Source organism: Euzebyales bacterium, from assembly GCA_035461305.1.
In the GTDB taxonomy this organism is placed as follows: Bacteria; Actinomycetota; Nitriliruptoria; order Euzebyales; family JAHELV01; genus JAHELV01.
Map to the genome: position 1 here is coordinate 16630 of DATHVN010000106.1, position 26376 is coordinate 43005.

Genomic DNA, 26376 nt, shown 5'->3' on the forward strand with positions numbered 1-26376 from the left:
CTAACCGACCCGTTCCCGGCGGCCCATGATGCCCTGGGGCCGGACGAGCAGAACGACGATCAGCACGATGAACGCGCCGACGTTCTTCAACTCCGGTGAGAAGAACAACGCCCACAGCTGGACGAAGAGCCCGACGACGAGGCTGCCGACCAACGCCCCGTACGCAGTGCCGAGCCCACCGAGAATCACGCCGGCGAACATCAACAACAGCAGTGTGAAGCCCATGTCCCACGTGACCTGCTCACCGAGGCCCAGGAAGACACCACCGAGCGTCGCAAGCGCGCCAGCCAGGAGCCAGACGACCAGGATCACGCGCTGCACGTCGATGCCCGACGACTCGGCGAGGTCGCGGTTGTCGGCAACGGCGCGCATGGCCTTGCCGATCTTGGTCCGCTGGAGCATCAGTCCCACGCCGACCAGCACGATGATCGACACCGCGACCATGATCAGGTCCTTGGGCGCGATCCGGATCGGTCCAATCACAAGACCCGTCTGGATCGCGTACTGCTCGTACTGCCTGCTGCGACCGCCGAACTGATAGAGCATGGCGTAGCGCCAGAGCAACGACAGCCCAACGGACACCACGAGCATGGCGATGAGCGACGTGCCCTGTCGACGCAGCGGCCGCCAAAGTCCCAGGTCCATGAGCGCGCTCGTCGCCGCCCCCGCGACGAGCCCCAGCGGGACAGCGAGAATCAGGTGAAGCCCGAGCGTCACGTTGAAGAACCACGTCAGGATCGCGCCGTACGACACCAGCTCACCGTGCGCGAAGTTGACCAGCCCTGTCGTGCCGAACACCAGGGACAGCCCGATCGCCGTCATCGCGATGATCAGGCCGAACTTGATGCCCTCGACAGACAGCTGGAGGAACTCCGGCAGGAGTCCGCGACCGCCCCCGGTGCCCTCGCCGAGACGGTACAGCAGCGGACGGGATTGCCCTGGCGCGATGGAGAACGACAGGATGTTGGCGTCCTCAGCCTCGCTGGTGAGCGTCGCGCCCTCCGGCAGCGTGTCGAGGACCAGTTCGGCCTCGTACTGACCGGGGCCGGGCAGACCGAACTCGAACCTGCCCTCGGCATCCGTCTCAACTGTGCCGACCTCCTGCCCATCAGAGCGGATGATGATCTGGGCGCCCTCGACAGGAACGTCGTCCTCGCCCTCCTCGCCGGGCTGTCGTAGGAACCCGAACACCGACTCCGATGACACCCCAGCCTCGGTCGCGCCTTCGGAGGCCTGCGCGCCCGACGCCTCGGACGCCGCCGGAGTCTGCGCGAGGCCCGACCCTGCCAGCATCGCGAGGAACAACACCGTCGACGCCGCCGCAACGAGCGCCCGAACCGACCTGGCGCGCATGTGCGCTCCTCTCCGGCCATGGCGCCAACACCATGGCCCACACAGCTTCACAGCCGGCGAAGCCGGCTCACCGCGTCCTCGTCCGAGCGGCATCGTAACCCATCCACGGCGCGACCGTGCGACCACGTCATGTCGTCGTGTACCGCTCGATCACCTGGTTGGCGACGACCCGCATCGTGACGCGTCGCTGCATCGCGGTCTTCTGGATCCACCGGAAGGCTGCGGCCTCGGTCATGTGCTCGTGCTCCTGCAGCAGGCCCTTCGCACGATCGACCGCCTTGCGCGACTCCAGGCGGTCGGCCAGCGTGCCGACCTCGTTCTCGAGGCCCTGCAGATCGCGGAAGCGGCCGCACGCGATCTCGATCGCCGGCAGGAGGTCCTGCTTCTGGAACGGCTTGACGAGGTAGGCCAGGGCACCGGCCTCACGCGCGCGCTCGACCAGCTCCCGCTGGCTGAACGCGGTGAGCATCAGCACGGCCGACAGCCGCTCGGAGGTGATCTGCTGGGCCGCATCGATGCCGTCCATGACCGGCATCTTGACGTCCAGGATCGCCAGGTCGGGACGAAGCTCCCGGGTCTTGCGGACCGCGGTGGCGCCGTCGGACACCTCGGCCACCACCTCGAAGCCCTCCTCGCTGAGCATCTCCTTGAGGTCGAGCCGGATCAGCGCCTCGTCCTCTGCGATCAGGACGCGGACGGACTGGTCCACACGTGCTTCGTTCGCCAGAGCTCCTCCGTCCATGCCGTGTCTCGTCGGCCGGCGAGGCGGTCCCGCACATGTCCCGTGGAACCGAGGCTGCGCGACGTGTCCACATGCGGACGCGCGCGCCGGTGCAGCAGGGCGCCAACCGCGGAGGGCGAGTCTACGTCAGATCCTGCGGGCGGCCAGTGGAAACCGGACCGCACGTGCGGCCGCGACGGGAGGCGACGCTGCCCACCGACAGTGCCCGGGGCGGGATTCGAACCCGCACGCCCCGAAGGGCAATGGATTTTGAGTCCATCATGTCTCCCATTCCATCACCCGGGCCCGGGGCGAGCATACCGTGCACATGTGGCCACCCTGTGCCGCCCGGGGCGACCTGCACGGCTGTGGTGTACCGCGCAGGGCGCGACGGTACGGTGCGCTCGACACCAGCGAAGGAATCGCGAGATGCACGTCGCCATCACCGGTGCCAGCGGCCTGCTGGGCAGCGCCCTCTCCCAGGCGCTGCGTGATGACGGGCATCGGGTGACGGGCATCACACGCTCCGAACCCGGGCCGAACGAGATCCGCTGGTCGCCGGCGCTGCAGCGCCTGGACCCGGCCGACCTGCGTGGGGTCGATGCGGTGGTCAACCTGGCGGGCGAGAAGATCGGCTTCACCTCCTGGACGCCGCGCGCCATCATCGACGCCCGTTGGACGCCGAGGACCAGGCGCGAGATCCTGAGCAGCCGGGTGCAGGGCACGACGTTGCTCGCCGAGACGATCTCAACGATGGACGACGGACCTCGCGTCATGGTCTCGGTGTCGGCGATCGGCTACTACGGCGACCGCGGTGACGAGACGCTCACGGAGGCCAGCCGACCCGGTGACCTGTTCCTGTCCGACGTGTGCCGCGCGTGGGAGGCCAGCGCGGATGCGGCCCGCGCCGCCGGCCTCCGCGTCGTCCACCCCCGGATCGGCATCGTGCAGACCCCCCGTGACGGCGCGCTGCAGCGGTCGCTGCCCCTGTTCCGCCTGGGCCTTGGCGGTCCGTTCGGCTCGGGGCGGCAGTGGTGGAGCTGGGTGATGCTCGACGACGTCGTAGGCATCCTCAGGCACGCCGTCACCAACGACGACATCAGCGGACCGATCAACGCCACCGCACCGCACCCGGTCACCAACCGTGAGTGGACCAGGACGCTGGGACGGGTGCTCGGCCGTCCCGCTGTGCTCCCGGTGCCCCGGTTCGGCCCGAAGCTGGTGCTGGGCGAGATGGTCGACGAGCTCGTCTACGTCAGCGCGCGGGTGCTGCCGGAGGCGACGCTGGCGAGCGGCTACGCCTTCCGGTTCCCCGACCTCGACGCCGGGTTACGCTCGGTCCTGTAGCCGCGGCCCTCACCCGATCCTCGCGGCTGCACGGGAGGCCTGCGCACATGAATGATCGCCCGGTCATCATCGTGGGCGCGGGCCTGGCGGGCCTGCGCTGCGCCGGCAGGCTCGAGGAACGCGGTGTCGCCTGGCTGCTGCTCGAGTCGCAGGACGGCCCCGGCGGCCGGGTGCGCACCGACTACGTCGACGGGTTCCAGCTCGACCGCGGCTTCCAGGTCCTGCTGACGGCCTACCCGCAGGCCCGCGCGGCGCTCGACTACGAGGCGCTCGACCTGCGGGCGTTCGAGGCCGGCGCGGTCGTCCGGCTGCCGGACGGGTTCACCCGGGTCAGCGATCCGCTCCGGCGACCGACGAAGGCGCTGGCGACGCTCCGCGCCCCCATCGGCGGTCTGGCCGACAAGCTGCGGATCGCGCGTCTGCGGCGCCGGCTGCGCCGGATGCCCCTCGAGCGCCTGTGGCGGCGGCCGGAGCGCACGACACGCGACGCGTTGGCCGACCTCGGGTTCAGCACGACGATGGTCGAGCGCTTCTGGCGTCCGCTGCTCGGAGGCATCCAGCTCGACTCGTCGCTGACCACCTCCAGTCGGGCGTTCGAGTTCGTCATCAAGATGCTGGCCAGCGGTGACAACGCGCTGCCCGCAGCGGGCATCCAGGCGATCCCCGACCAGCTCGCGGCGAAGCTCACCCCGGGACGGATCCGCTACGGCACGACGGTGGTTGCCGTCGACACCGATGGCGTCTGGCTCGAGGACGGCGAGCACGTGCGCGGACGGCGCGTCGTCGTCGCGGTCGACGGTCCGACCGCCAGCCGTCTCATCCCTGCGGTGCCGACACCGGCGTCGAACCGTGTCAGCTGCCTGTACTTCGCAGCGGAGCGCCCGCCGCTCGACGAGCCGATCCTGGTGCTCAACGGCGAGGGCACCGGACCCGTCAACAACCTGTGTGTGCCGAGCGTGGTCGCTCCCAGCTACGCACCTGACGGAGTCAGCCTGGTGTCGGTCTCCGTGCTCGACGCCCCCGTGGAGGGTGCGTGGGCACCGGCCTCCCGCGACGTCCCGTCCGCCGCGCCCGGTGCGGGCGACGACAGCCTCGAGACCGCGGTGCGCGACCAGCTCCGGAGCTGGTTCGGACGGCGCGTCGACACGTGGCGCCTGCTTCGCCACTACGACATCAGGCACGCCCAGCCACGCCAGCGTCCTCCGGTGCTGGCGACGCCGATGCGGCAGATCGACTTCGACGGCGTGTTCTGCTGCGGTGACCACCGCGACGACGCATCGATCAACGGTGCGCTGCAGTCCGGCGCGCGCACCGCTCTCGCCGTCGCCGAGGCGTGAGCCACGCGGGTTCTGGCTCAGGGTGGCCGGAGACGGCGACTGCGGTGGTGGGCGATCAGCTTCTACGTCACACCCACATCGAGTTCGTCCTCGTAGCTCTCGAGGCCCCTCCGCCGCAGGTCTGTCCCGGACAGAAGGGGCCAGCCCTTGCGCAGTACGTGGTCGAGCCAGAAGCCGCAGGCCTGCGAGGACAACACGGCCGTGAGAACCAGAGTCGTGAAGAACGGAGCGTTGATGATGCCGGCGTCGAATGCCACGCTCGCCAGCACGATTCCGGGTCCGCCGCGAGCGTTGCACGTCAGTGCCAGGTTGACGAGATCGAGGCCTCGGAAGCCGGCCAGACGGCCAGCCAGCCCGATGGAGACGATCACGACGAGCGACGTGCCGACCAGGAAGCCGAGCAGCATCACGGCATCAAGGGACGTGCGCAGATCCAGGCGAAAGCCGACGAGCGCGAAGTAGATGGGAACGAACACGGCGGCGGCGAGATGTTCGACGGAGTCCAGGGCCTGCCGGTAACGCTGACGGTCGGTCCCCTTCATGCCGCCGACGACTCCGATCCCGGCGAGGAAGGCGCCGAACACCAGCGTGACGTTCAGGACAGCGGCAGCTGCCACGTAACTGAAGAACACAGTCATGACCCACGTCGCGGGGGAATGGTGAGCGAGAACGTTCCAGCGCGCGTTCCCCAGACGGCGCAACAGCGGCGGGACGACGAACAGGCCGGAAATCGTGTAGGCGATGTTGACAGCCACATGACTGGTGATCGTCTCGGCAAGAGCACCCTGCGCTGCCGCCAAGGTGGCGGAGGCGATCGCGGTGGCGATGGACAACACACCCCAGAGCATGATGTCCTCGAAGACGGCTGCGCCAAGCACCAGGCTTGCGAAGCGGGTGTGGAGGATGCCGAGGTCGTGAAAGATCTTCGTGATCACCGGAATCGACGTCACCGCCGCGGCGACGGCAAAGACGAGCACCACAGCCGACCGACTGCCCACCTCGCCAACGAATGCGTCGATCGGTAGCCACGGGCTGAGACCGAGCGCGATGAAGAACGGCAAGGGGGTCCCCACCCCCAGGATCCAGGCGGTCGGGGCGCGATTCTCCTTGCCGAGCACATGGCGGACCGAGAATCCCGACACGAACATGAGCAGCAGCAGCCCCAGGTGGTACATGAAGCTCAGTACGATGCTCGACGCATCGCCGTCACCCGTGCCGAAGAGCAACACGGCCGTGTCTGGAGCCAGCTGCCCGAGGAGGGTGGGTCCGAGCAGGATCCCGGCCACGATCTCGCCCACCACCTTGGGCTGACGGAACCGGCTGAACAGGTGCCCGAGCAGGTTGGCGCTGACCAGCAGGAGCAGCAGGGCCAACACGACGGATCCCAGATCGTGATTCGACATCGGTCTGCTCCTGACGATCCGGCCGTCCCGTCTGTCGCTACGTCCAGGAAGGCCAACGTACGTGCCGACGGATCACCTGAGCACCGAGTGATCCACGGCCGTCCTGATCGCAGCGCGACCGGAATCCAACGCGGCGCGAAGCGTAGCATCGAACCACCGAACCTCTGACGTGTCAGGTTGGTGGTTGCAGGAGAGACCCCGACCAGCCAGGATCGCCGCAGCGCCGACCGCCGAGCCGCCGTCGTTCGAACAGACGAGCGCGGTGAGCCAGCGCGCGTCGGGCGCCCGATGATGCGCACCTGCACGTCGCGAGCAGGGCCGTGGCCGTGCGCACAGGTCGTCGCGGGCCGCTCGCTCCACTGCGCCGACACACTCACCGGCGATGCCACCACGCGGCCCCGCCCTTCCAGCGGACGCCCCTCAACCCCTCTGGCACCACGAGGCACCCGCGGTGCACCTCGCGCGGCGGCGACGACCTGTACGACCGGCCTGCTGGCAACCACGCCGCGGCTCGTGCAGGCTGTAAGGGCCGTCTTGCATGGAGGACGTCATGCGCAACGTCGCGCTGACCCGCAAGCACGTCAGGGTGCTCGCCGCCGTCGCCGCCGCGGAGGCCGCCGACGAGGTCCCGCACGTGGCGGCCATCGCTGCCCGAGTGCCGCTCCGGCCGGATCTCGTCGAGGTCGTCGCCGCGGACCTGTCGGCCCAGGGGCTGCTGGCGTGCTCGGGTGCGTTCGCGATCGACGAAGGCCTACGCGATCCCGGCCCGGAGTTCCGCGTGACCGGCGATGGTCACCGCGCCTTGTCGGGCGAGGTTCCCGCCACCCGGTAGCCGCGCCGGCATCCATCCGCCAGCTCGCCGACCAGTCGCCCGACGGCGGCCGGTCCGTCGTCCGCGACGGCGCGGACGGCCGCCGAGCCCACGATGACACCGTCGGCGAAGCCGGCGACCGCCTCGGCCTGCTCGGCGGTCGAGACGCCGATGCCGACGCAGACGGGCCGGCCGGTCACCCTGCGCAGGCGCTCGACCAGCGGCTGGGCACGCTGCGACAACGACGTGCGGGTGCCCGTGACACCCAGTGTCGAGGTCGCGTAGATGAACCCGTTGCTCACCCGCGCCGCTGCCGCGAGGTGGTCGTCGTCCGAGGTCGACGCCACAAGGAACACACTGGCCAGGTCGACTGCCGCAGCCGCCCGCAGCCAGTCGCCGCTCTCGACGACGGGCAGGTCGGGGATGATCACACCGGCCAGGCCCGCGTCGGCCGCTGCGCGCGCGAAGACCGTCAGCCCGGCCGGCGCACCGTAGTGCCAGCAGATGTTGTAGTAGGTCATGACCAGCGCTGGCACGTCGACGGCTGCGGTCAGCCGCGTGCACATCTCGAGGTCGTCGACAGGCGTGTAGCCGGCGTCCAACGCGACCTGGTTGGCCTGCTGGATGGTGGGCCCGTCCATCAACGGGTCGGAGTACGGGAACCCGACCTCGAGGAGGTCCGCGCCGGCCGCAGCCGCCGCCTCCAGGCACGCCCGCGAGGTGTCCATGTCCGGGAAGCCGGCGGGCAGGTACACGATGAGCGCAGCGCGGCCATCAGCGTTCGCCTTGCGGATCGCATCGCTGACCCTGCTCATTCCCGCCCACCAGCCGTGCTCGTCGCGCCGGCTGCCGTCTGAGGGTCGCCCGATGGCGTGACGGAGGACTCCCTCGGCTGTGAGGAGCGCGGCGAAGCCGCGGGACTTATGTGACGGTCCGGAGCCTCGGCATCGGGCGGCGCGTCCACAGAAGTCGACATCTCGAGCACGGAGGCCACCTCGTCGACGTCCTTGTCGCCCCGCCCCGACAGGTTGACGACGACGATGCCGTCCGCGCCGAGTTCCCGCGCGACCTCCACGGCCGGCACGACCGCGTGGGCCGACTCGAGCGCCGGGATGATGCCCTCGAGCTCGCACAGCAGCTGGAAGCCCTCCAACGCCTGCGCGTCGGTCGCAGCGACGTAGGTCGCACGGCCCGTGTCGCGCAGCCAGGCGTGCTCCGGGCCGACCCCAGGGTAGTCGAGCCCGGCCGAGATCGAGTGTGTCGGGTGCACCTGGCCGTAGTCGTCCTGCAGCACGTACGAGCGGGCACCGTGGAGAATGCCCTCGGTACCCGCGACGAGCGTAGCGGAGTGCTGGTCGGTGTGGAGCCCGTGGCCGCCGGCCTCGACGCCGATCAGGCGGACCTGCTCGTCCGTGATGAACCGGTGGAAGATGCCCATCGCGTTCGAGCCGCCGCCGACGCACGCCATCACCGCGTCGGGCAGGCGCCCCTCGCGCTCCAGCACCTCGGCGCGCACCTCCTCACCGATCACCTTGACGAACTCCCGCACGATCATGGGGAATGGGTGCGGGCCCACGACCGAACCGAGCAGGTAGTGGGTCGTCTCGACGTTGGTCACCCAGTCACGCATGGTCTCGTTGATCGCGTCCTTGAGGGTGCGCGTCCCCGTGGTGACGGCCACGACCTCGGTGCCCATCAGCTGCATGCGCACGACGTTCAGGCGCTGCCGGCGGCAGTCCTCCTCGCCCATGTACACGCGGCACTCCATGCCGAGCAGTGCGGCGATCGTGGCCGTCGCGACCCCGTGCTGGCCGGCGCCGGTCTCGGCGATCAGGCGGTTCTTGCCCATGCGCTGGGCCAACAGGCCCTGACCAAGCACGTTGCACAGCTTGTGGCTGCCGGTGTGCGCGAGATCCTCGCGTTTGAGGTAGATGCGCGCACCCCCGGCGTGACGGGTGAGACGCTCCGCCAGGTAGAGCCTGGTCGGCCGGCCACCGTAGTCACGCCGCAGCGCATCCATCTCGGCGGCGAACGTCTCGTCGGCCTGCGCCTTGTCAAACGCCGTCTCGAGCTCGTCGAGGGTCGTCGTGAGCACCTCGGGGACGAACCGTCCGCCGAAGCGTCCGTAGTGGCTGTCGTGCACGGCGAGGTCCTTCAGGTGGTGTCGGACAGGGTGGAAGGCCGGTGGGTGCCGCGGGCGGCGGCGACCAGCGTGCGGGTCGCCGCGGCCGGATCGTCGGCGATCATGAGGTGCTCGCCGACGAGCACCGCGTCAGCACCCGCCCTCCGGTAGGCGACGACGTCGTCAGGGCCCGTGACACCGCTCTCGGCGACGACGACGACGCCGTGGGGCAGGCCCTCGAACAGCGCGGCGAAGCGCGACCTGTCCACCGACAGGCGTCGCAGGTCGCGCGCGTTGACGCCCACGACCGCCGGGCGCCCGTCGCCGACCTCGGCGATGACCTCGGCCGCACGGGCCACCTCGCCGGCGTCGTGGGCCTCGAGCAGCGCCTCCACCCCGGCGTCGGCAGCCGTGTGCACGAGGTCGACCAGGCGCGCCTGCTCGAGCGCTGCGACCAGCAGCAGCGCCGCGGCGGCACCGGCCGCGCGGGCCTCGTACAGCTGATAGGGGTCGACGACGAAGTCCTTGCGCAGCACCGGCACCGACACGGCCGCAGCGACGACGGCAAGGTCCTCGAGGGTGCCATGGAAGTGCACGGGCTCGGTCAGCACACTGATCGCGGCGGCACCACCGTCGACGTAGGAGCGCGCCTGCGCGACGGCGTCCCGACCCGCGGCGATGACACCGCGCGACGGGCTCGCCCGCTTGACCTCGGCGACGATGCCGCCGCCGAGCGCGGCACCGAATGGCGGAGGCGGCGGGGTCGCGGCGGCGCGGTCGCGCAGCACGGCAATCGGCTCGGCGCGCGCGGACGTGGCGACCCGCTCGACGGCCTCGGCGCACACACGTGCCAGGAAGCCGGTCGTGTCGGTGTGCTCGTCTCCCGACGGTCCGGCGGACCTGCGGTCCGGAGTCGTCACGGATGCTCACCCTCGCCGTCGGTCGCGTCGGACTCGCCTGACGACGAAGGGTAGCTCGCGGGCTGACCGGGCACGTCACTGACGCTGGCCATCCGCCACTCGGCGTCCTGCGGTGCGACGTCGACGTCGTAGCGCGCCGGCAGGCGGCGCCCCGGACGTCGGACGCCGGTCAGCCCGGCAGCCAGGACCGCCGCCGCGCCCACGATGGCGAGCCACGGTGCCGCGGTGCGGACGCCGTCCGACCCACGCACCGCCGTGATGCCCGACGCGGCGACCACGACGGCCGCGGCGCCCGTCACCACCAGCAGCAGCGACACGGTCCGCCGCACCGTGCCGCGCGTGGCCAGCAGGCCGACGCTGCACAACAGGCCGGCCAGCGCTGTCACGACGGTCAGCGGTGCGATCTCGACGCCGGGCGTGGCCCGCGTCCCAGCGACGGCGACGTCGCCGATCGAGCGCGCGACCGGCTGGTCGATCCACGAGGCCGCGGCCGCACCGAGCAGGACCAGCGAGCCGACGACGCCGAGGAACGGCCCGAGCGTCGCGGTGTCAGGGCGGCGTGCCATTCGGATCCCCGCCCGCCGGATCGCTCCGCTCGCCCTCACCCTCGCCGAACCGCTCGGCGGCACGGACCGCCGCCAGCAGCGCCATGGCCTTGTTGCGGCACTCCTCGTACTCGCGCGCCGGGTCGCTGTCGGCCACGATGCCCGCACCCGCCTGCACGAACGCCTGCCCGTCGCGCAGCAGCAGCGTACGGATCGTGATGCACAGGTCCATGTCGCCGCTCAGTGACAGATAGCCGACGCCGCCGCCGTACGGACCCCGGCGGGTTGGCTCGAGGTCGTCGATGATCCCCATCGCCCGAACCTTCGGCGCGCCGCTCAACGTGCCCGCCGGGAAGGTGGCCCGGACCAGGTCCACCGCAGAGACGTCGTCGCGGAGCGTGCCCGACACACCCGACCACAGGTGCATGATGTGGCTGTAGCGGGCGACCGACATGAACGGCTCGACGGCGACGCTGCCGATCTCCGAGACGCGCCCCAGGTCGTTGCGCGCAAGGTCGACCAGCATCACGTGTTCGGCGCGCTCCTTCTCGTCGGCGAGCAGCGACTTCTCGAGGTCCGCGTCCTGCGTCGGCGTGGCGCCGCGCGGGCGCGAGCCGGCGATCGGCCACGTCGCGGCGGTGCGGCCGGTCAGTTTGACCAGCGCCTCCGGCGACGAGCCGACGACCTGCTGGTCGCCCCAGTCGAGCAGGTACATGTATGGCGACGGGTTGATGACGCGCAGGACCCGGTAGATCGCCTCGGCGCCGGCCCCCGTGTCGAGGCGGAAGCGCAGCGACGGCACGATCTGGAACGCATCGCCCGCGGAGATGTGCTCCTTGGCGACGCGCACCGACTGCTCGTAGTCGGCACGTGTCATGTTCGCCGTCGCGTCGTCGACGGTGACCGCCTCCGGCGGGGCGACGGGGTGCACCGCGAGCGGCGCGTCGAGGCGTGCGACCATCTCCTCGGACTCCGCGACCGCCCGGTCGTACTGCGCCGCCGGGTCGTCGCCGACCAGCACGTTCGTGACGACGATCAGGCGCTGCCGCAGGTGGTCGAACGCCACCATCCGGCCGGGCAGGTCGAGCCGGACGTCGTCGAAGCGCAGGTCGTCGGTCCCCGATGCGGGGATGTCCTCGATCCAGCGGACGACGTCGTAGCCCAGGTAGCCCACGAGGCCGGCGAACAGCGGCGGCAGGCCGTCGACGCCGCGCGGCGCCGCGAGCGTACACAGCACCGCGTCAACGGTCACGAGTGGATCGCCGGTCGCCGCAGCGCCACGCACCTCGTCGGGCACGTCACCCGTCACGACGACCTGGCCGTCGCGTGCGCGGAGCGACAGGATCGGATCGAGCCCGATGAACGAGTAGCGGCCCCACCGCGCGCCGTGCTCGACCGACTCGAGGAGGAACGTGGGGCCCTCGCCTTCCTGCAGCCGCGCGTAGACGCCCAGCGGCGTATAGAGGTCGGCGAGCACCTCGCGCCAGACCGGTACCACGCCCGAGCCGGCCGCCAGGGCCAGGAACTCGTCGCGGGTGGGCCGGTACAGCTCAGGCATCGTCGGTCTCCTCCAGGTCCCCACCCACCGGCCCGCTGACGATCGCCCTCACCCGTAGGTGGTGGTGGAAGCACGTGCGGGCGCCGGTGTGGCAGGCCCCGGTGCCCTGCTGGTCCACAGCGACGAGCAGCACGTCAGCGTCGCAGTCCGCCGTGATCGACACGATCTTCTGTGTGTTGCCACTGGTCGCGCCCTTGTGCCACCGCTCAGCGCGACTGCGCGACCAGAACACCGTCTCGCCGAGCTCCAGCGACTCGCGGACCGTCGCGGCGGACATCCACGCCAGCATCAGGACCTCGCCGGTGTCGTGCTGCTGCACGACCGCCGGGATGAGGCCCTGCTCGTCGTACCGGAGTCGTGAGACGTCCATACCGAGCGCAACGCTACCAGCGCAGGTGTCAGCGGCGGAGGCGGACGGGGAGGCCTGCCGCCGCCATCGCGCGCTTGACGTCGTCGATGCGCAGCTCGCCGAAGTGGAAGATGCTGGCCGCGAGCACGGCCGACGCTCCGCCCTTCGTGACGGCGTCGGCCATGTGCCCGGCAGTCCCCGCACCACCCGAGGCCACGACGGGGACCGTGACCGCACCGGTCACGGCGGCCAGCAGATCCAGGTCGAAGCCCTGCTTCGTGCCGTCGCGGTCCATCGACGTCAACAGGATCTCCCCAGCTCCCAGGCGGGCGGCCTCTGTCGCCCACGCCACGGCGTCCAGGTCGACCGGACGCCGGCCGCCATGGGTGGTGACCTCCCAGCCACCGTCGCGGCGGCGGGCGTCGACCGCCAGCACCACGCACTGCGAGCCGAAGGCGGCGGCAGCCTCGGCGACCAGTGCCGGCCGGGCGATCGCCGCCGTGTTGAACGCGACCTTGTCGGCGCCGGCCAGCAGCAGGCGGCGTGCGTCGTCGACGCTGCGCACCCCACCGCCGACGGTCAGCGGGATGAACACCTGGTCAGCCGTGGCCCGCACCACGTCGTAGATGGTGTCGCGCGCGTCCGACGACGCCGTGATGTCGAGGAAGACCAGCTCGTCGGCGCCCTCGGCGTCGTAGGTCGCGGCCAGCTCGACAGGGTCCCCCGCGTCACGCAGGTCCACGAAGTTGATGCCCTTGACGACCCGCCCGGCGGTGACGTCGAGGCAGGGGATGACGCGGACCGCCAGCGTCATGCCGGGTCCTCCACGAGGGCGAGCGCGTCGGCCACCGAGAAGCGGCCGGCGTACAGCGCCTTGCCGACGATCGCCTCGTCGACCCGGGGATGCACCGCACGCAGCCGTTCGAGGTCGTCGAGCGAGCTCACGCCGCCGCTGGCCGTGACGTGCGCGGTGGTCCGGTCGGCGACCACGCCGAGGCGCTCGAGGTTGGGCCCACCCAGCATCCCGTCGCGGGCGATGTCGGTGAACACGAAGCGGGGCACGCCCAGGTCCGTCAACCGGTCGAGCGCGGACCACAGGTCGCCGCCCTCCTCGGTCCACCCGCGCGCCCGCAACGTCGTGCCGTCGGCGTCCAGGCCGACGACAACGCGCTCGCCGAACTCGTCGAGCGCCGTGGCGACGAAGGTGGGATCCTCCAGTGCCATCGTGCCGATGACCACCCGCGCTGCGCCATAGCCGATCGACCGCCGGATGTCCTCGAGGGTGCGGATGCCGCCGGACGCCTGCACCTGCGCTCCAGTCGCTTCACAGATGTCGGCGATCAGGTGGCGGTTGCGCGGGTCGCCTTCGAACGCCGCGTCGAGGTCGACGACGTGCAGCCAGTCGGAGCCCTGGTCGACCCAGCGCCGCGCCGCGGACACGGGGTCGTCGTCGTAGACGGTCTGTGCGTCAGCGCGCCCCTGGACGAGCCGGACGGCACGGCCATCGCGGATGTCGACCGCCGGCAGCAGCCGCAGCCCACTCATGACGTGTGCCCACCGCCGGCGCTGCATGAGGCACTCATGACGTGTGCCCACCGCCGACGCTGCATGAGGCCCTCATGACGTGTGCCCACCGCCCACGCTGCATGAGGCCCTCATGACGTGTGCCCACCGCCCACGCGCTGCACGAGGCACTCATGACGTGTGCCCACCGCCGACGCTGCACGAGGCCCTCATGACGTGTGCCCACCGCCCACGCGCCGTGAGGCACGCACCGAGGTGACCTCGGCGCCGGCGCGGCCGTCGGCCACCGCTGCGACCAGGTCGTGCAGCATCCGCGCGCCGACGTCCGACGACTTCTCCGGGTGGAACTGCAGCCCAAGTGCCGGCCCCGTGCGAACCACACACGGGAACCCGGGGCCGTAGTCGCAAACGGCGACCACATGGGCGTCGTCGGCAGGGTCGGCGTAGTAGCTGTGGGTGAAGTAGCATCGCCGGCCGTCGAGGCCCGCGACGGCCGGGTCGTCGCGGACGACCCGCACGACGTCCCAGCCCATGTGCGGCACGACGACATCGCCCGGCAGCCGCCGGACGTGGCCGGGCAGCATGGCGAGCCCCTCAGCCCCGGGGTCCTCGTCGCTGCCCGCATAGAGGATCTGCATGCCGACGCAGATGCCCAGCAGCGGGCGCCCCTCGGCGAGCCGCCGCCGCACCAGGTCCTCGAATCCGGCCTCGCGGAAGTGGCGGACGCACTGGCCGAAGTGGCCCACGCCTGGCACGACCAGCAGGTCGGCCGCTGCGGCCTCGTCGCCGTCCCCGGTGATGAACGCCTGCGCACCGGCACGCAGCAGCGCCCGCTGTGCCGACCGCACGTTGCCGGCCTCGTAGTTGAGGACCGCGGCGGTGACCACGGTCCGGTCATGTGACCTACCGTTGGCGCTGCTTGAGGTCACAGCACCCCCTTCGTCGACGGCACGCCGGCCCCGGTCACGGCGGCGGCCCGGCGCAACGCGACGGCGACCGCCTTGAACACCGCCTCCTGGATGTGGTGGCTGTTGTCACCCGCGAGCTTCGTGACGTGCAGCGTGATCCGCGCATGGGCGACCAGCGCCTCGAAGAAGTGCCTGGTCAGCGACGTCTCGTAGGTGCCGATCAGCTCGACCGGCGTCGTGGCCTCGTAGACGAGGTACGGACGTCCCGACAGGTCGACCGCGACGCGGACGAGCGCCTCGTCGATCGGGACGATCGCGTCGCCGAACCGCTCGATGCCGGCCTTGTCGCCCAGCGCCTCGGCGATGGCCACGCCGAGCGCGATGCCGGCGTCCTCGACGGTGTGGTGCGCGTCGACCTCGAGGTCGCCCTCCGCCGTGACGTCCAGGTCGAACCGGCCGTGCCGGCCGAGCTGGGCGAGCATGTGGTCGAAGAACGGCACGCCTGTCCGCACGGTCGTGGCGCCGGTACCATTGAGGTCGAGGTCCACCTGGACGTCGGTCTCACCGGTCTTGCGGTTGATGGATGCGGTGCGGCTCACGGTCAGCAGTCCTTACCGTCGATGTCGTCGACAGCGTAGGCGAAACGGGGGGCGGTGCAGTAGCCATGAGCGTGGACACCGAGTGGACGCGCCCGGAGCGGAAACAACCGATCGGCGCGCGACCGGCGCCGCGGCGTGGTGGGCTCGGACGGTGGCTGCTCATGACCGGCGTGGTGATGCTCAGCGTCGTGCTGTTCGCGCTGCTGCTGCTCGGGCGGCTCGTGTCCGGCTTCGACCCGTTCGACCGCACGACGGTGGACCGGACCCAACCCGCGGTGCTGCTCGCCCTGCAGGACCTCGCGCAGTACCACGCCGCGACCGGTGAGTTCCAGGTGATCGTCGACACCGAGGACACGGTGCGCAACCTGCCGCGCCAGATCGCCGGCGAGCGCACGTTGTTCGTCGCGATGGGCACCGTCGACGCGGCGGTGGACTTCTCGGACCTCGACGAGCAGGCCGTGACGGTCGACGAGGCGCGCCGGCGGGCCGCGATCCGCCTGCCCGGCGCCGAGCTGACCGAGGCGACCGTGGACCCGGACCGCAGCTACGTGTTCAGCAGGGAGCGCGGGCTGCTGGACCGCCTGGCGGGGCTGTTCACCGACACACCGACCAACGATCAGCCGCTGTACCAGATCGCCGAGCGCCGGCTGGAGCGTGCCGCGCAGGACAGCGGCCTGGTCGACCTGGCCAACCGCAACACCGAGGCGATGCTGCGCAGCCTGCTGAGGTCGCTCGGCTTCACCGACGTGACGGTCACGTTCGACTGACCCTCCGGGGTCCCGACCACGCTCGACGGCTGCGTCGCTGGGCTCGCAGGTCCGTCGCGACGTCAGCGCAGGTCGCGCAACGCGGTCAGCAGCGCCTCGTGCTCGGCGCGCGTGCCGACGGTGATCCGCACGCAGTTGGCCAGTCCGGGCACCGACGAGAAGTCACGTACCAGCACGTCGCGCGCGAGCAGCCGCTCGAACAACGACCTCTCCGTGCCGCGAACCAGGACGAAGTTGCCGTGCGAGGGATGCGGGGTCAGCCCAGGGAGGGCGGCGAGCTGCCCGGTCAGCCACGCGCGCTCGGCGACGATCTCGGCGATGTGCGCGGTCATCGCCTCTTCGAGGTCGAGCGCGACCAGCCCGGCCACCTGTGTGATGGCGTCGAGGTGGTAGGGCAGCCGCACCTTGCGCACGTCGTCGATCACCCAGTCCGGCGCCAGCAGGTACCCCAGCCGCAGACCCGCCAGCCGCCACGCCTTGGAGAACGTGCGGCACACGACCAGGCGGTCGAGCTCGTCGAGCAGGGCCACGGCGCTCGCACCATCGGCCGCGAACTCGATGTAGGCTTCGTCGACGACGACCAGCGCCTCGCTGGCGTCGTGCAGTGCCCGGACGACGTCATGTGACACCAGCGTCCCGGCGGGATTGTGGGGACTGGCGACGCAGATCAGATGGGCGCCCGACCGCTTCGCGGCCTCGGTCGCGGTGACGGTGTCCAACGTGAACCGGTCGTCGAGCGGCACCTCGGCGACCTCCGTCGACGCCGCGCGGGCGATCAGCGGGTGCGCCGAGTAGCCGGGCGACGCCAGCAGCAGGCGTCGGCCGGGCCCCCCGTAGGCCTGGAACAGCTGCAGCAGGATCTCGTTGGAGCCCGCGGCTGCCCACATCTGCGCGGGCGGCACGCAGAACCGCGCCGCGAGCGCGGCACGCAGGTCGGCGACCGTGCGGTCGGGGTAGCGCTGCAGCTGGAGGCCGTGCAGCCTGCGGGCGAGCTCGTCGAAGAACGCGGGCGGCGGTGGGTAGGGCGTCTCATTGGTGTTCAGGCGCACGGCGACGTCCATCTGCGGTGCGCCGTACGGCGTGACGCCGATGAGGTCGTCGCGGACAGGGACGCGTCCGACGACTCCGCCGTCAGCCATCGTCGGCACCACCGCCGGCGGCCGTCACCCGCTCCGCCGTCGGGTCGGCCCCATCGGTCAGCCGGGCGCGCACCGCGGCGGCATGCGCGGGAAGGTCCTCCGCCGCGGCCAGCGCATCGATGACGGGCAGCAGGTCGGCCAGCGCGTCGCGTCCGTACTCGACCCAGTTGACCGGCACGACGAAGTCCCCGGTCGACAGGCCCCCGCTGAAGCGCGCCGTGCCACCGGTGGGCAGCGTGTGGTTGGGCCCCGCACAGTAGTCGCCGAGCGCCACAGGGGTGTCGCGTCCGACGAAGATCGCGCCAGCGGCGCGGACGCGGGCGGCGACGGCCGGCGCGTCGGCCGTCTGGACCTCCAGGTGCTCGGCGGCGAACGCGTCGGCTGCGGCGACGGCCTGGTCCAGGTCTCGGACGAGCAGCGCCACGCCCCCGTCGCGCAGCGCCGCGCGCACCCGGTCAGCGTGGCGGGTGCGGCTGACCTCGACCTCCAGCGCCCGCTCGGTCCGGTCGATCAGGTCGGGGTCGGGCGTGATGAGCAGGCACACCGCGCGGGGGTCGTGCTCCGCCTGGGCCACGAGGTCGCATGCCAGCAGACGTGGGTCCGCCGTGTCGTCGGCGATGATCGCGACCTCGGTCGTGCCGGCCTGCGAGTCGATGCCACATGCGCCGGCGGCCGAGACCTGCATCTTCGCCTCGGCGACATACGCGTTGCCGGGTCCGACCACCTTGTCGCACCGGGGGACGGTCTCGGTGCCGTACGCCATGGCGGCGATGGCCTGTGCACCACCGATCCGCAGTACCCGGTCCGCTCCGGTGAGCTCGGCTGCGGCGAGGATGGTCGGGTTGACGGTGCCGTCCGGACCGGGCGGCGTGCACACCACCACCTCGTCGACACCTGCGACGCGGGCGGGCACGACCGTCATGAGCACCGTGGACGGGTACGCACCCAGGCCGCCCGGCACGTACACGCCGACCCGATGCAACGGCCGGAAGACCACGCCGAGCCGGGCGCCATCGTGGTCGGCGTACCAGTCGGCGGGCAGCGCCCGCTCGTGGAACCAACGGACGCGGTCGGCTGCGCGCTCCAGCGCCTCCCGGAGCTGGGGATCGAGGTCCGCAAGGGCCGCGGCACGCTCGCCGGCGGGAGTCTCCCATCGGTTACCGTGCCAGCCGTCGAACCGCGCCGTCAGGTCGCCGACGGCCGCATCACCGCGTTCGCGTACCGCGGCGATCGTGTCGGCGACGCTGTCACGGACCCGGGTCACCGCGACCTCGTCGGGGCTGCGGACGACGTCCATCAGGTCGCCGCGCTCGCCGGTCACATCCGCTCGCGTCAACATCACCGTCGAAAGCCTAGCGCCCGTGGCGGCGAGGACGCGCTCGACCACGTAGCCTTTCACCATGGCGAAACCACGTTGTGCGGGAGGGACGCGGTGAGCCGCGTGCTCCCCCTGTTCCCCCTGCACGTCGTGCTGTTCCCTGGTCGCCCCCTCCCACTGCACATCTTCGAGCCGCGGTACCGCGAGCTCCTCGATGACTCCCTGGCCGGCGACCGCCGCTTCGGCGTCATCGCGCTGCGCTATGGCCGGGCGGAGGCGGGTGGCGCGCACGTCTACGACGTCGGCACGGTCGCCGAGATCGTCCGCGTCGAACGGCTCGACGACGGCCGCTCCAACATCGTCACCCGTGGCGCCGAGCGCTTCCGCATCAGGCGGCTGCTGCGGGACGGCTCGTACCTGCGCGCCGAGGTCGACATGCTCGCCGAGCAGCCGGCCGACGCCACGGTGGCACCGCTCGTGGCGGCGCTGCGCGCCCAGCTCGAGCTGTACCTGCAGGCGATCGGCGCGGGCGAGCAGCTCGCCGGGCGTCTACCGTCCAAGCCCGCAGCGCTGGCGTGGCTGGCGGCATGCGCGGCGGAGCTGCACCTGTCCGAGCAGCAAGAGCTGCTCGAGATCGACTCGCTGGCCGAGCGCCTCCGCGCCACCATGACGTTCCTGCGCCGCGAGCACAGCCTGCTGCGCCGGCTGGGACACGTCACGGTGATGCGCCCGCAGGGCCCGGCCGGAGCCACGCTCAACTGACGACCGGCGACACTGTGGGTCGCTTCGATCTGGGAGGTGGGCGTCGGTTCGCCTGGCGTGTGGTGCGGCGGTACCGTCTGTGCCCATGACCCTCGCCACGATCCCACCCCCGCCGGGCCAGCTGATCACGGTCGGTCCGCTGTCGATCCACTACTACGGCGTGGTGATCGGCATCGGCGCGCTGCTGGCGATCGCGGTCGGTCGCCGGCGCTGGGCGGCGCTGGGTGGTGACCCCGACCTCGTCGACCGCGTGGGCCTCGTCGCGGTGCTCGCCGGGCTGCTCGGCGGGCGGACCGGCTACGTCATCACCCACCTGGACCGCTTCGCCGACCGGCCATGGGCTGTCCTGTTCCTGTGGGAGGGCGGCCTGGCCATCTTCGGGGGGCTGACGGTCGGCATCCTGGTCGGCATCTGGCAGGCGCGTCGGCTGGGCATGCCCGTGCCCGCCGCCGTCGACGCGATCATCCCCGGCCTGCCGCTCGCGCAGGCGATCGGTCGCTGGGGCAACTACTTCAACCAGGAGCTGTACGGCACGCCCACCGACCTGCCCTGGGCGCTGGAGGTCGATCCGTCGCGACGCGTCGAGCCGTACACCGAGTTCGCGACGTTCCACCCAACGTTCCTGTACGAGTCGTTGCTGGACCTCCTGCTGTTCGCCGTGCTGCTGTGGCTCGGCGCCAGGCGGCGCCTGCGGCAGGGCTCGCTGATCTTCGTCTACCTCGCGGGCTACGGGTTCATCCGCTTCTGCGTCGAGCTGCTGCGCACCGACACGACCTTTCGCCTCCTAGGGCTGTCGCGGAACAACTGGATCGCACTGGCGGTCTTCCTCGGTGGCCTGGCGGGCCTGTGGTGGTGGCAGCGGCGTGGTCCCGACCGCCTGGTCGGCACGCCCATCGAGGACACCGACGCCGACGACGCCGCTGTCCCCTCGACCACCGGCGACGATGCCGCGGCGGGACCGGATGAGGGGGCCGATGCTTCCGCTCCCCCGCCGGTACGAGGCGACGCCGAGGACGTACGGTCTCCGAGCTCGCGCGCCGGCCAGTGATCGGTCTGACGACGGGTGACGACGGCGTCACACGCTGCGCGTGGGCGCACGGCACCGCGCTGTACGAGCGCTACCACGACGAGGAATGGGGACGGCCTGTCCGCGACGACCGGCGCCTGTTCGAGCGCATCACGCTCGAGGCGTTCCAGTCCGGCCTGTCCTGGCTGATCATCCTCCGTAAGCGGCCCGCGTTCCGGGAGGCGTTCGCCGACTTCGACATCGCCGCGGTGGCCGAGTTCGACGACGATGATCGCGCTCGCCTGATGTCCGATGCTCGGATCGTGCGCAACCAGGCGAAGATCAATGCGACCGTGAGCAACGCGGTCGCCGCGATGGAGCTGCGTGAACGCGGTGGGTCCCTCGTGGACCTGCTGTGGTCATTCGCACCGTCGGATCCGGGTCCGGCGCCGTCGTCGTTCGATCAGGTGCCGGCGTCCACCGACGAGTCCGGGGCCATGGCCGCGGCGCTCAAGCAGCGCGGCTTCCGCTTCGTGGGCCCGACGACCTGCTATGCCCTCATGCAGGCCGCCGGGATGGTCAACGACCACCTCCTCGGCTGTGAGGCTGGAGACGCGCTCCGCAGCGAAGTACCCGTCTGACCAGCACGAACGCCGACAAAGCACTACCCCGCCGAGGCGCGCGCGGCGCGAATCGCGCACACATGGCGTACGCGCGGACGATTCGCTCACAACCACCCCGGATGATGTCAGTGACCCGCGTTGCGGCCTCGGCGTCCATGCCTGGTATGAGTGACCGTCGACGTCGAGGGTCACCGTCGTGTTCGCGTGCCCGAGACGTCGGACACGACCTTGCCGGTACCCCGGCGCGCAGCGAGATCATCGCGTAGCTGTGACGCAACCCGCTGGTCTTCTCCCTAGACGCCGTCGTGCCGCCTCGTGGCGAGTGGATGGTCAACGACCACCTCGTCGGCTGCGACGGCCGAGCCGTCGTGGACGTCGCGCGCAGGAGGGGCCTGACCCGTCCACCGTCAGAGTTCGAGGACCAGCTTCCCCCGTACGTGCCCGTCCCGGCTGATCTCGTGGGCGCGCGCGACGTCCGAGAACGGAAAGGCCTCCTGGACCACGATGCGCACCGCACCGGCATCGACCTGCCGCGACAGCTCCGCCAGGTCCTCGGCCTGCGGCCGGACGAAGCTGTACCGGCCGCCGACCGCGGCGACGCCCCGCGAGTTGACGTTCGACACGATCCGTTGCGGGTCGCCGACCAGCTCCGCGGACGCGGCGAGCGCCTCCTTGGTGCCGATGTAGTCGACCGACGCGGTGATGCCGTCTGGCGCGGCCTGTTGCACCCGCTCAGCCAGCCCGTCGCCGTAGGTGACCGGCCTCGCGCCGAGCTCGCGCAAGTAGTCCTGGTTGGCCGCGCTCGCCGTGCCGACGACCTGTGCACCGAGCACCTGTGCCCACTGGACCGCGAACGACCCGACCCCGCCGGCGGCAGCATGGACAAGCACGGTGTCACCAGCGCCCACCCCCGCGAGTCGCAATGACTGCACAGCGGTCAGGCCAGCGAGCGGCAGGCCGGCCGCCGCGGTGAAGTCCACGCTTGACGGCTTCGGTGCGAAGTGCCGCGGTGTTCCCGCCACCAGCTCCGCATAGGTGCCGTGTTGGATGTAGTCCTTGCGGACGTAGCCGACGACCGCGTCGCCGACGTGGAACTCCTGCACGGCGGGACCAATGGCCCGCACGACGCCGGCGGCGTCCCAACCCGGGATGAGGGGCAGATACGAGGGAAACACGTCGTGCAGATACCCCTCCCGGATCTTCCAGTCGACCGGGTTGACGCCGGCGGCCCGCAGTTCGACCACGACCATGTCGGGACCTGGCCTCGGGTCGGGCGCCTCCTCGAATGCCAAGGTGTGGGGTCCGCCGTACTCGTGGATCACGATGGCCTGCACGGTCTGCTCGTCCTTCAACTGGAGCGTGGTCGTTCGCGCCCGTTGTCCCCGAGGGCACGGCAGCGAAACGGAGCGGGCGGAGGCGTGCTTGGCACCCGACGTGCGGCAGCCATGCTGAAGCTTCCAACACGGCTGATGTGGTTCTTCTCCGACGGCTCCCCATGACGCGTCATGCGCGCAACCTGGCGACACTCCGTCCTGCGCGCTCACTTCGAGGGCGGCACCGACGTCGTGGTCCTCGAGGGCAGCGCACGGGGCGAGCACACCGGCCTGGCATGGTACGACTTCCCTGCGTACGTGACGCGCTTCCACTTCGCCGCCGGTTGACGGTCACCGCGCGTCGACCACAGGCAGCCGGGCATGTGACAGCAGTGTGCCGTCGCGGCCGTCGAGCGTGACCTCACCGCCATGGAGCACGGCCCGTTGGTCGGGCATGTGACCTATGGGCACGTCGGTGACGACAGGGACCTCCAGGTCGCCGAGGCGATCGGCGAGCACGTCGGCAAACGTGCCCGACGGCCGCGCGGCCGGCGGGTCACACTGCACGGGTGCACCGACCGCGACGCCGGCGACACCGTCGAACGCGCCGCTGTGGCGCAGCTGCGTCAGCAGCCGGTCGACGCGGTACGGCGCCTCCGCAACCTCCTCGAGCAGCAGCACGCATCCGGTCGCGTCGACCTGGTCCCGCGTGCCGGCCAGCGCGGCCAGGACGGTGAGGTTTCCACCGATGAGCGGACCGTGGACGACGTCGCGCGCGGCACCGTCCAGTGGCACGCCGGTCAGCGGCTCCGTGCCGCCGTGCCCGAACAGCAGCGCCCGCAGCTGTGCGACGGCAGCAGGCGGCTGGAGCGGCAGCCGGCCGATGACGTGGCCATGGACGGTGACCAGACCGGCCCGCCGCCACGCCGCGACGAGCAGCGCGGAGACGTCGCTGAAGCCCACGATGAGGGGCGGATCGGCCGTCAGCGCATCCCAGTCGATGCGGTCGAGGATGCGCGTCAGCCCGTAGCCGCCGCGTGCGGCCCACACCGCTCGAACGTCGGGATGGGCGATCGCCGTGTTCAGATCCGCGGCGCGCTGCGCGTCACTGCCGGCCAGGTGTCCCGCCGACCCGCGGACGTGCGCGCCTTCGACGACGTCCAGTCCCCATGACCCGAGCAGCGCGATGCCGTCATCGAGCAGCGCATGGTCGAGCACGGGACCACACGGACTGACGAGCGCCACCGTGTCGCCGCGGCGCAGGGCCGGAGGATGCCGGCCGACTCCGGGCCCGTCGGCCGTCGACGTCACATCAACAGCGGACACTCCATCCTCCGCCCGAGTACTCGCAGCGGTCCCTGACCTGACCCCTCGCGTTCTTCAACGTGGCACGATCGCCGCCGTTGTTCCAGACATACCTGGTGCGCCTCCAATACAGGTCGTTGCCGTCGTTGGTGCCCTTGCCGGTGTGGACGCGGACATAGCCACCCCGTTTCAGGAAGAACCCACCCGGCACCTTGTACAGGTTGCCGGCCCGGTCCCTGACGGTCCAGCCGCCGATCCCGCGACCCTCCGAGCCGATGTTGCGCAGGACGACCATCTCCTCATTGAGTTTCGCGTTGGTCCGGGTGTCCCTGCCGGGAGGGTTGTACGCGATGCGGTAGAGCTCGATCTTGGGACGACTGGTGACGGTCACGGTGACGGTCGCCACGTTGGAGTCGGCCCGTCCGTCGTTCGCACGGTACGTGAACGTATCGGTGCCGGCGAACTTCAGGTCCGGCGTGTACACGACGGTCTGATCAGCACGGACCTGCACCGACCCGTGCGCTGGCTGCGTCAGGTTGTGCACCGTCAACTGGTCCCCGTCGGGATCCGAGTCGTTGGCCAGGAGCGGGATGGTGACCGGTTTGACCGCAGCCGTCGATGCCGCGTCGTCCGAGGCCACCGGCGGACGGTTGGCCGGCTTCCCGCCGCCGATGTTGGGCGCGCTGATCTCGAACATCCTCCCGTCGTTCTCCGTGGGATCGGTCCCGTTGTCGGTCGCCCGGTCCACGATCCACAGGTTCATCCTGCCGCTCCCGTCGCTCGCGGGCGCGACGGCCAACCCCGAGATGTGCCGCAGACCGGCGACGGCGGACGCAGAGATCGTCCGGACCAACGTCCCGTCGCGGGTGATCTCGAAGATCTGCCTGGTCTTCCGCGCGCCGACGTACAGGGTGCCGCGATCGGGGTCCGAGGACAGCCCCTCGAAGTCCACCGGGCCGAGGTGGCTGATGTCGAAGTGGGTCACGGCGTCGTTGCCGTTCGCGAACGTACCGTCCACCGGGTCGACCCGGTAGATCTCCATGCCGACGCCGTCGACGTAGAACAGGTCCCCCGACCGAGGGTCGAACTCGGGGTCCTCGGTGTCCGTTCCACCGTTCGCCGACGTGTCGATCGACCTGACGTCATCGTCTCCGGTGCCGAACACGCCGTCGGCGCCGCGCCTGACCGCGAAGATCGCCCTGGCGCTGTCGTCGGACACGAACAGCGTCCTGGTGGCGTCATCGTGGCCGAGGCCGGTCGGCTCCCTCGAGTGGTTGCCGGACGCACCGGGACCCCACAGGGCACCGACGCCACGCACGGTGCCGGTCCGTGACGAGCGCCACAGGTTGACGTTGTGCCAGCCGGCTCCCGTCGTCTCGTCGACCTCGGAATCGACGACGACGAGCTCATCGGCGGCCGCAGTCCAGACGACCCCGGCGGGGTCCGGTGACCCCGGGCTCCACGCCGACGTCTGCACGGTCCGCACCAGCGTCGCGGTGTCGGTCGGCGCCGCGGCCGCGGTGACGGCCGCCAGGGACAGCTCGGTGACGCCACCGAGCGATCCGGCACCACCGGCGTCGGCAACGTACAGGTTGAGGTTGTCCGGGTCATCCGTCGAGTCCGTGCTGGGCGCGAACGTCATCGCGACAGGCTCCGACAGCGCCGTCGACGCGAGGTCGATGCTGTCCCGGACATCACCGTCGCGGTCCACCGCGTCGATCCGCTCGCTGCTGGGGTCGAGGACATACAGCAGGTCGTCCTCGGCGTTGAACGCGATCAGCCGGTCATCGCTCTGGTCCAACGGAAGCTGAGCCGACGGGCTGGAGCGATCGTCCTCGACGACCGTGACCGCATCGTCGCGCTCATCGAGGACGAACCACGTGTCGGTCTGCGGATCGAACGTCGCGCTGTCCGGTTCCTCGAGCTGCAGGCCATCGATCGGTGCGCGCTCGGTCCGCGGCGTCCGCCCATCGAGGGCGCTGTCGGGTACCTGCACCGCGTCACCGCCATCGATGACGGTCAGCTCGTCCCGCGCGGCGTTGAACGCGAGCGTCTCCGGGTCGGATAGCTCGGGCAGGGTGAGGGTCCCTCGGCCCTTCCCGTCCGCGTCCAGCCGGAGGACCGGCGTCACGGTCCCGTCGTCCGCTGCCACGAGGAACTGACGTCGCGACGGATCGTAGGCCAGGCCCACGGGGTGGGCCACACCGAGCTCGCCGGTCCAGACCGTCTGGACCTCCTGCGCGTCGTGGGACGGCCGGACCGGCGCCGCCGCTGCCGCGCGCGGCGTACCGGCGCCCGTCGCCACCGTGCCCCACAGCGCCACGACCACGCCCACCGCCAGCGTCCGGAGACCCGCCGTCCTCCGAGGTCTGCCCACCTGTCCCATCTATCTGCCTTCCGTTGTCCCGCCGCACGATCAGCCGGCTCGTGGATGCAGCGGCCACGTGCGCCGACGGCCCCCGCACTCCGTCGAGCAGGCGTGATGCGCCGCATGTGTCGCCGCGATCCCGGGTCCCGCCGGGCCCTGATGGATGACGGCACCGTACGGGATCGAGCGGCCCGCGCATCCCCAATTGAGGGCATCTGCGACGTCGTGGCGATTGGCCGAGTCCGACGTATCCGCACAGCCCGCGGGCAGGTGCCTGG

At 71.1% G+C, this 26376-nt stretch carries 26 protein-coding genes and 1 tRNA gene; 8 read left to right on the forward strand and 19 right to left on the reverse strand.

Annotated features, from left to right (window positions below):
- The 3 genes from VK923_09455 to VK923_09465 all read right to left on the reverse strand — a co-directional run bounded on the left by VK923_09455 (window position 1) and on the right by VK923_09465 (window position 2380).
- Window positions 1-1353: a hypothetical protein gene (locus tag VK923_09455; protein HSJ44893.1), complete on the reverse strand. Its 1353-nt coding sequence runs from the start codon at window positions 1351-1353 to the stop codon at window positions 1-3.
- A gap of 127 nt (window positions 1354-1480) precedes the next feature.
- Window positions 1481-2095 (reverse strand): response regulator, encoded by a 615-nt coding sequence (locus VK923_09460; GenBank protein HSJ44894.1) that lies wholly within the window; start codon window positions 2093-2095, stop codon window positions 1481-1483.
- Window positions 2096-2297: 202 nt separating this feature from the next.
- Window positions 2298-2380 (reverse strand) — tRNA-Leu (locus VK923_09465).
- Window positions 2381-2503: 123 nt separating this feature from the next.
- Between VK923_09465 and VK923_09470 the strand changes: the two genes are divergently transcribed.
- Together VK923_09470 and VK923_09475 are read left to right on the forward strand one after the other, a co-directional pair.
- Entirely contained in the window at window positions 2504-3421 is a 918-nt protein-coding gene (locus tag VK923_09470) for a TIGR01777 family oxidoreductase (protein ID HSJ44895.1), read from the forward strand.
- A gap of 47 nt (window positions 3422-3468) precedes the next feature.
- Window positions 3469-4758 carry an FAD-dependent oxidoreductase gene (locus VK923_09475; GenBank protein ID HSJ44896.1) on the forward strand — a complete coding sequence of 430 codons (1290 nt, stop codon included), beginning with the start codon at window positions 3469-3471 and terminating at the stop codon, window positions 4756-4758.
- Between the two features lie 62 nt (window positions 4759-4820).
- On the opposite strand, the gene VK923_09480 is transcribed toward VK923_09475, so the two are convergent.
- The gene (locus tag VK923_09480; protein ID HSJ44897.1) at window positions 4821-6161 is read right to left on the reverse strand and encodes a cation:proton antiporter; all 1341 of its coding nucleotides are present in this window, start codon (window positions 6159-6161) and stop codon (window positions 4821-4823) included.
- A gap of 550 nt (window positions 6162-6711) precedes the next feature.
- Between VK923_09480 and VK923_09485 the strand changes: the two genes are divergently transcribed.
- Window positions 6712-6993 carry a hypothetical protein gene (locus VK923_09485; GenBank protein ID HSJ44898.1) on the forward strand — a complete coding sequence of 94 codons (282 nt, stop codon included), beginning with the start codon at window positions 6712-6714 and terminating at the stop codon, window positions 6991-6993.
- Here VK923_09485 and trpA read toward each other — a convergent pair.
- The 10 genes from trpA to hisB form a co-directional block, all read right to left on the reverse strand.
- Entirely contained in the window at window positions 6954-7787 is an 834-nt protein-coding gene (gene trpA / locus VK923_09490; protein HSJ44899.1) for a tryptophan synthase subunit alpha, read from the reverse strand. The two genes, VK923_09485 and trpA, sit on opposite strands and share 40 nt — an antisense overlap.
- Window positions 7784-9115: a tryptophan synthase subunit beta gene (trpB, locus tag VK923_09495; protein ID HSJ44900.1), complete on the reverse strand. Its 1332-nt coding sequence runs from the start codon at window positions 9113-9115 to the stop codon at window positions 7784-7786. The genes trpA and trpB overlap by 4 nt, the downstream gene beginning before the upstream one ends.
- 11 nt (window positions 9116-9126) lie before the next feature.
- On the reverse strand, window positions 9127-10014 hold the full coding sequence (locus tag VK923_09500) for an indole-3-glycerol-phosphate synthase (GenBank protein HSJ44901.1): 888 nt from the start codon (window positions 10012-10014) through the stop codon (window positions 9127-9129).
- The gene (locus VK923_09505) at window positions 10011-10580 is read right to left on the reverse strand and encodes a Trp biosynthesis-associated membrane protein (GenBank protein HSJ44902.1); all 570 of its coding nucleotides are present in this window, start codon (window positions 10578-10580) and stop codon (window positions 10011-10013) included. The genes VK923_09500 and VK923_09505 overlap by 4 nt, the downstream gene beginning before the upstream one ends.
- Window positions 10564-12117, reverse strand: a complete 1554-nt coding sequence (trpE, locus tag VK923_09510; protein ID HSJ44903.1) for an anthranilate synthase component I — start codon at window positions 12115-12117, stop codon at window positions 10564-10566. Before trpE ends, VK923_09505 begins: the two co-directional genes overlap by 17 nt.
- On the reverse strand, window positions 12110-12487 hold the full coding sequence (gene hisI / locus VK923_09515) for a phosphoribosyl-AMP cyclohydrolase (protein ID HSJ44904.1): 378 nt from the start codon (window positions 12485-12487) through the stop codon (window positions 12110-12112). Before hisI ends, trpE begins: the two co-directional genes overlap by 8 nt.
- Window positions 12488-12515: 28 nt before the next feature.
- A complete protein-coding gene (gene hisF, locus VK923_09520; protein HSJ44905.1) occupies window positions 12516-13280 on the reverse strand; it encodes an imidazole glycerol phosphate synthase subunit HisF in 765 nt (254 codons plus the stop codon).
- A complete protein-coding gene (gene hisA / locus VK923_09525) occupies window positions 13277-14038 on the reverse strand; it encodes a 1-(5-phosphoribosyl)-5-[(5-phosphoribosylamino)methylideneamino]imidazole-4-carboxamide isomerase (GenBank protein ID HSJ44906.1) in 762 nt (253 codons plus the stop codon). Before hisA ends, hisF begins: the two co-directional genes overlap by 4 nt.
- Before the next feature lie 161 nt (window positions 14039-14199).
- A complete protein-coding gene (hisH, locus tag VK923_09530) occupies window positions 14200-14919 on the reverse strand; it encodes an imidazole glycerol phosphate synthase subunit HisH (protein HSJ44907.1) in 720 nt (239 codons plus the stop codon).
- Window positions 14916-15497: an imidazoleglycerol-phosphate dehydratase HisB gene (gene hisB, locus VK923_09535; protein HSJ44908.1), complete on the reverse strand. Its 582-nt coding sequence runs from the start codon at window positions 15495-15497 to the stop codon at window positions 14916-14918. The genes hisH and hisB overlap by 4 nt, the downstream gene beginning before the upstream one ends.
- Window positions 15498-15562: 65 nt before the next feature.
- Here hisB and VK923_09540 point away from each other — a divergent pair, with 65 nt between their 5' ends.
- Window positions 15563-16264 (forward strand): DUF4230 domain-containing protein, encoded by a 702-nt coding sequence (locus VK923_09540; protein ID HSJ44909.1) that lies wholly within the window; start codon window positions 15563-15565, stop codon window positions 16262-16264.
- A gap of 62 nt (window positions 16265-16326) precedes the next feature.
- Here the strand turns inward: VK923_09540 and hisC are convergent, their stop codons facing one another.
- A complete protein-coding gene (gene hisC / locus VK923_09545) occupies window positions 16327-17403 on the reverse strand; it encodes a histidinol-phosphate transaminase (protein HSJ44910.1) in 1077 nt (358 codons plus the stop codon).
- Window positions 17396-18742: a histidinol dehydrogenase gene (gene hisD / locus VK923_09550; GenBank protein HSJ44911.1), complete on the reverse strand. Its 1347-nt coding sequence runs from the start codon at window positions 18740-18742 to the stop codon at window positions 17396-17398. The genes hisC and hisD overlap by 8 nt, the downstream gene beginning before the upstream one ends.
- A gap of 93 nt (window positions 18743-18835) precedes the next feature.
- On the opposite strand from hisD, the gene VK923_09555 reads away from it, so the two are divergent.
- The 3 genes from VK923_09555 (at window position 18836) to VK923_09565 (ending at window position 21130) form a co-directional block, all read left to right on the forward strand.
- Window positions 18836-19483 (forward strand): LON peptidase substrate-binding domain-containing protein, encoded by a 648-nt coding sequence (locus tag VK923_09555; GenBank protein HSJ44912.1) that lies wholly within the window; start codon window positions 18836-18838, stop codon window positions 19481-19483.
- Window positions 19484-19568: 85 nt separating this feature from the next.
- Entirely contained in the window at window positions 19569-20531 is a 963-nt protein-coding gene (lgt, locus tag VK923_09560) for a prolipoprotein diacylglyceryl transferase (GenBank protein ID HSJ44913.1), read from the forward strand.
- Window positions 20528-21130: a DNA-3-methyladenine glycosylase I gene (locus VK923_09565; protein HSJ44914.1), complete on the forward strand. Its 603-nt coding sequence runs from the start codon at window positions 20528-20530 to the stop codon at window positions 21128-21130. Before lgt ends, VK923_09565 begins: the two co-directional genes overlap by 4 nt.
- 389 nt (window positions 21131-21519) lie before the next feature.
- On the opposite strand, the gene VK923_09570 is transcribed toward VK923_09565, so the two are convergent.
- Window positions 21520-22446: an NADP-dependent oxidoreductase gene (locus tag VK923_09570; protein HSJ44915.1), complete on the reverse strand. Its 927-nt coding sequence runs from the start codon at window positions 22444-22446 to the stop codon at window positions 21520-21522.
- Window positions 22447-22617: 171 nt separating this feature from the next.
- Here VK923_09570 and VK923_09575 point away from each other — a divergent pair, with 171 nt between their 5' ends.
- On the forward strand, window positions 22618-22773 hold the full coding sequence (locus tag VK923_09575) for a hypothetical protein (GenBank protein HSJ44916.1): 156 nt from the start codon (window positions 22618-22620) through the stop codon (window positions 22771-22773).
- A 3-nt stretch (window positions 22774-22776) separates the two neighbouring features.
- Here the strand turns inward: VK923_09575 and VK923_09580 are convergent, their stop codons facing one another.
- Together VK923_09580 and VK923_09585 are read right to left on the reverse strand one after the other, a co-directional pair.
- Window positions 22777-23751, reverse strand: coding sequence for an LD-carboxypeptidase (locus tag VK923_09580; protein ID HSJ44917.1), 975 nt, complete (start codon window positions 23749-23751; stop codon window positions 22777-22779).
- Window positions 23738-26065, reverse strand: a complete 2328-nt coding sequence (locus tag VK923_09585) for an Ig-like domain-containing protein (GenBank protein HSJ44918.1) — start codon at window positions 26063-26065, stop codon at window positions 23738-23740. The genes VK923_09580 and VK923_09585 overlap by 14 nt, the downstream gene beginning before the upstream one ends.
- Between the last annotated feature and the right edge of the window lie 311 nt (window positions 26066-26376).

Excerpts from the sequence above, each read along its gene's own strand:
- VK923_09505 (HSJ44902.1), bottom strand. The coding sequence starts at position 10,580 with ATGGCACGCCGCCCTGACACCGCGACGCTCGGGCCGTTCCTCGGCGTC.
- VK923_09480 (HSJ44897.1), bottom strand. The coding sequence starts at position 6,161 with ATGTCGAATCACGATCTGGGATCCGTCGTGTTGGCCCTGCTGCTCCTG.
- hisC (HSJ44910.1), bottom strand. The coding sequence starts at position 17,403 with ATGGCTGACGGCGGAGTCGTCGGACGCGTCCCTGTCCGCGACGACCTC.
- trpE (HSJ44903.1), bottom strand. The coding sequence starts at position 12,117 with ATGCCTGAGCTGTACCGGCCCACCCGCGACGAGTTCCTGGCCCTGGCG.
- lgt (HSJ44913.1), top strand. The coding sequence starts at position 19,569 with ATGACCCTCGCCACGATCCCACCCCCGCCGGGCCAGCTGATCACGGTC.
- VK923_09460 (HSJ44894.1), bottom strand. The coding sequence starts at position 2,095 with ATGGACGGAGGAGCTCTGGCGAACGAAGCACGTGTGGACCAGTCCGTC.
- hisF (HSJ44905.1), bottom strand. The coding sequence starts at position 13,280 with ATGACGCTGGCGGTCCGCGTCATCCCCTGCCTCGACGTCACCGCCGGG.
- VK923_09575 (HSJ44916.1), top strand. The coding sequence starts at position 22,618 with ATGCGCGCAACCTGGCGACACTCCGTCCTGCGCGCTCACTTCGAGGGC.
- hisD (HSJ44911.1), bottom strand. The coding sequence starts at position 18,742 with ATGTTGACGCGAGCGGATGTGACCGGCGAGCGCGGCGACCTGATGGAC.
- hisA (HSJ44906.1), bottom strand. The coding sequence starts at position 14,038 with ATGCAGCGCCGGCGGTGGGCACACGTCATGAGTGGGCTGCGGCTGCTG.
- VK923_09540 (HSJ44909.1), top strand. The coding sequence starts at position 15,563 with ATGAGCGTGGACACCGAGTGGACGCGCCCGGAGCGGAAACAACCGATC.
- VK923_09470 (HSJ44895.1), top strand. The coding sequence starts at position 2,504 with ATGCACGTCGCCATCACCGGTGCCAGCGGCCTGCTGGGCAGCGCCCTC.
- hisI (HSJ44904.1), bottom strand. The coding sequence starts at position 12,487 with ATGGACGTCTCACGACTCCGGTACGACGAGCAGGGCCTCATCCCGGCG.
- VK923_09455 (HSJ44893.1), bottom strand. The coding sequence starts at position 1,353 with ATGCGCGCCAGGTCGGTTCGGGCGCTCGTTGCGGCGGCGTCGACGGTG.
- VK923_09475 (HSJ44896.1), top strand. The coding sequence starts at position 3,469 with ATGAATGATCGCCCGGTCATCATCGTGGGCGCGGGCCTGGCGGGCCTG.
- trpA (HSJ44899.1), bottom strand. The coding sequence starts at position 7,787 with ATGAGCAGGGTCAGCGATGCGATCCGCAAGGCGAACGCTGATGGCCGC.
- VK923_09485 (HSJ44898.1), top strand. The coding sequence starts at position 6,712 with ATGCGCAACGTCGCGCTGACCCGCAAGCACGTCAGGGTGCTCGCCGCC.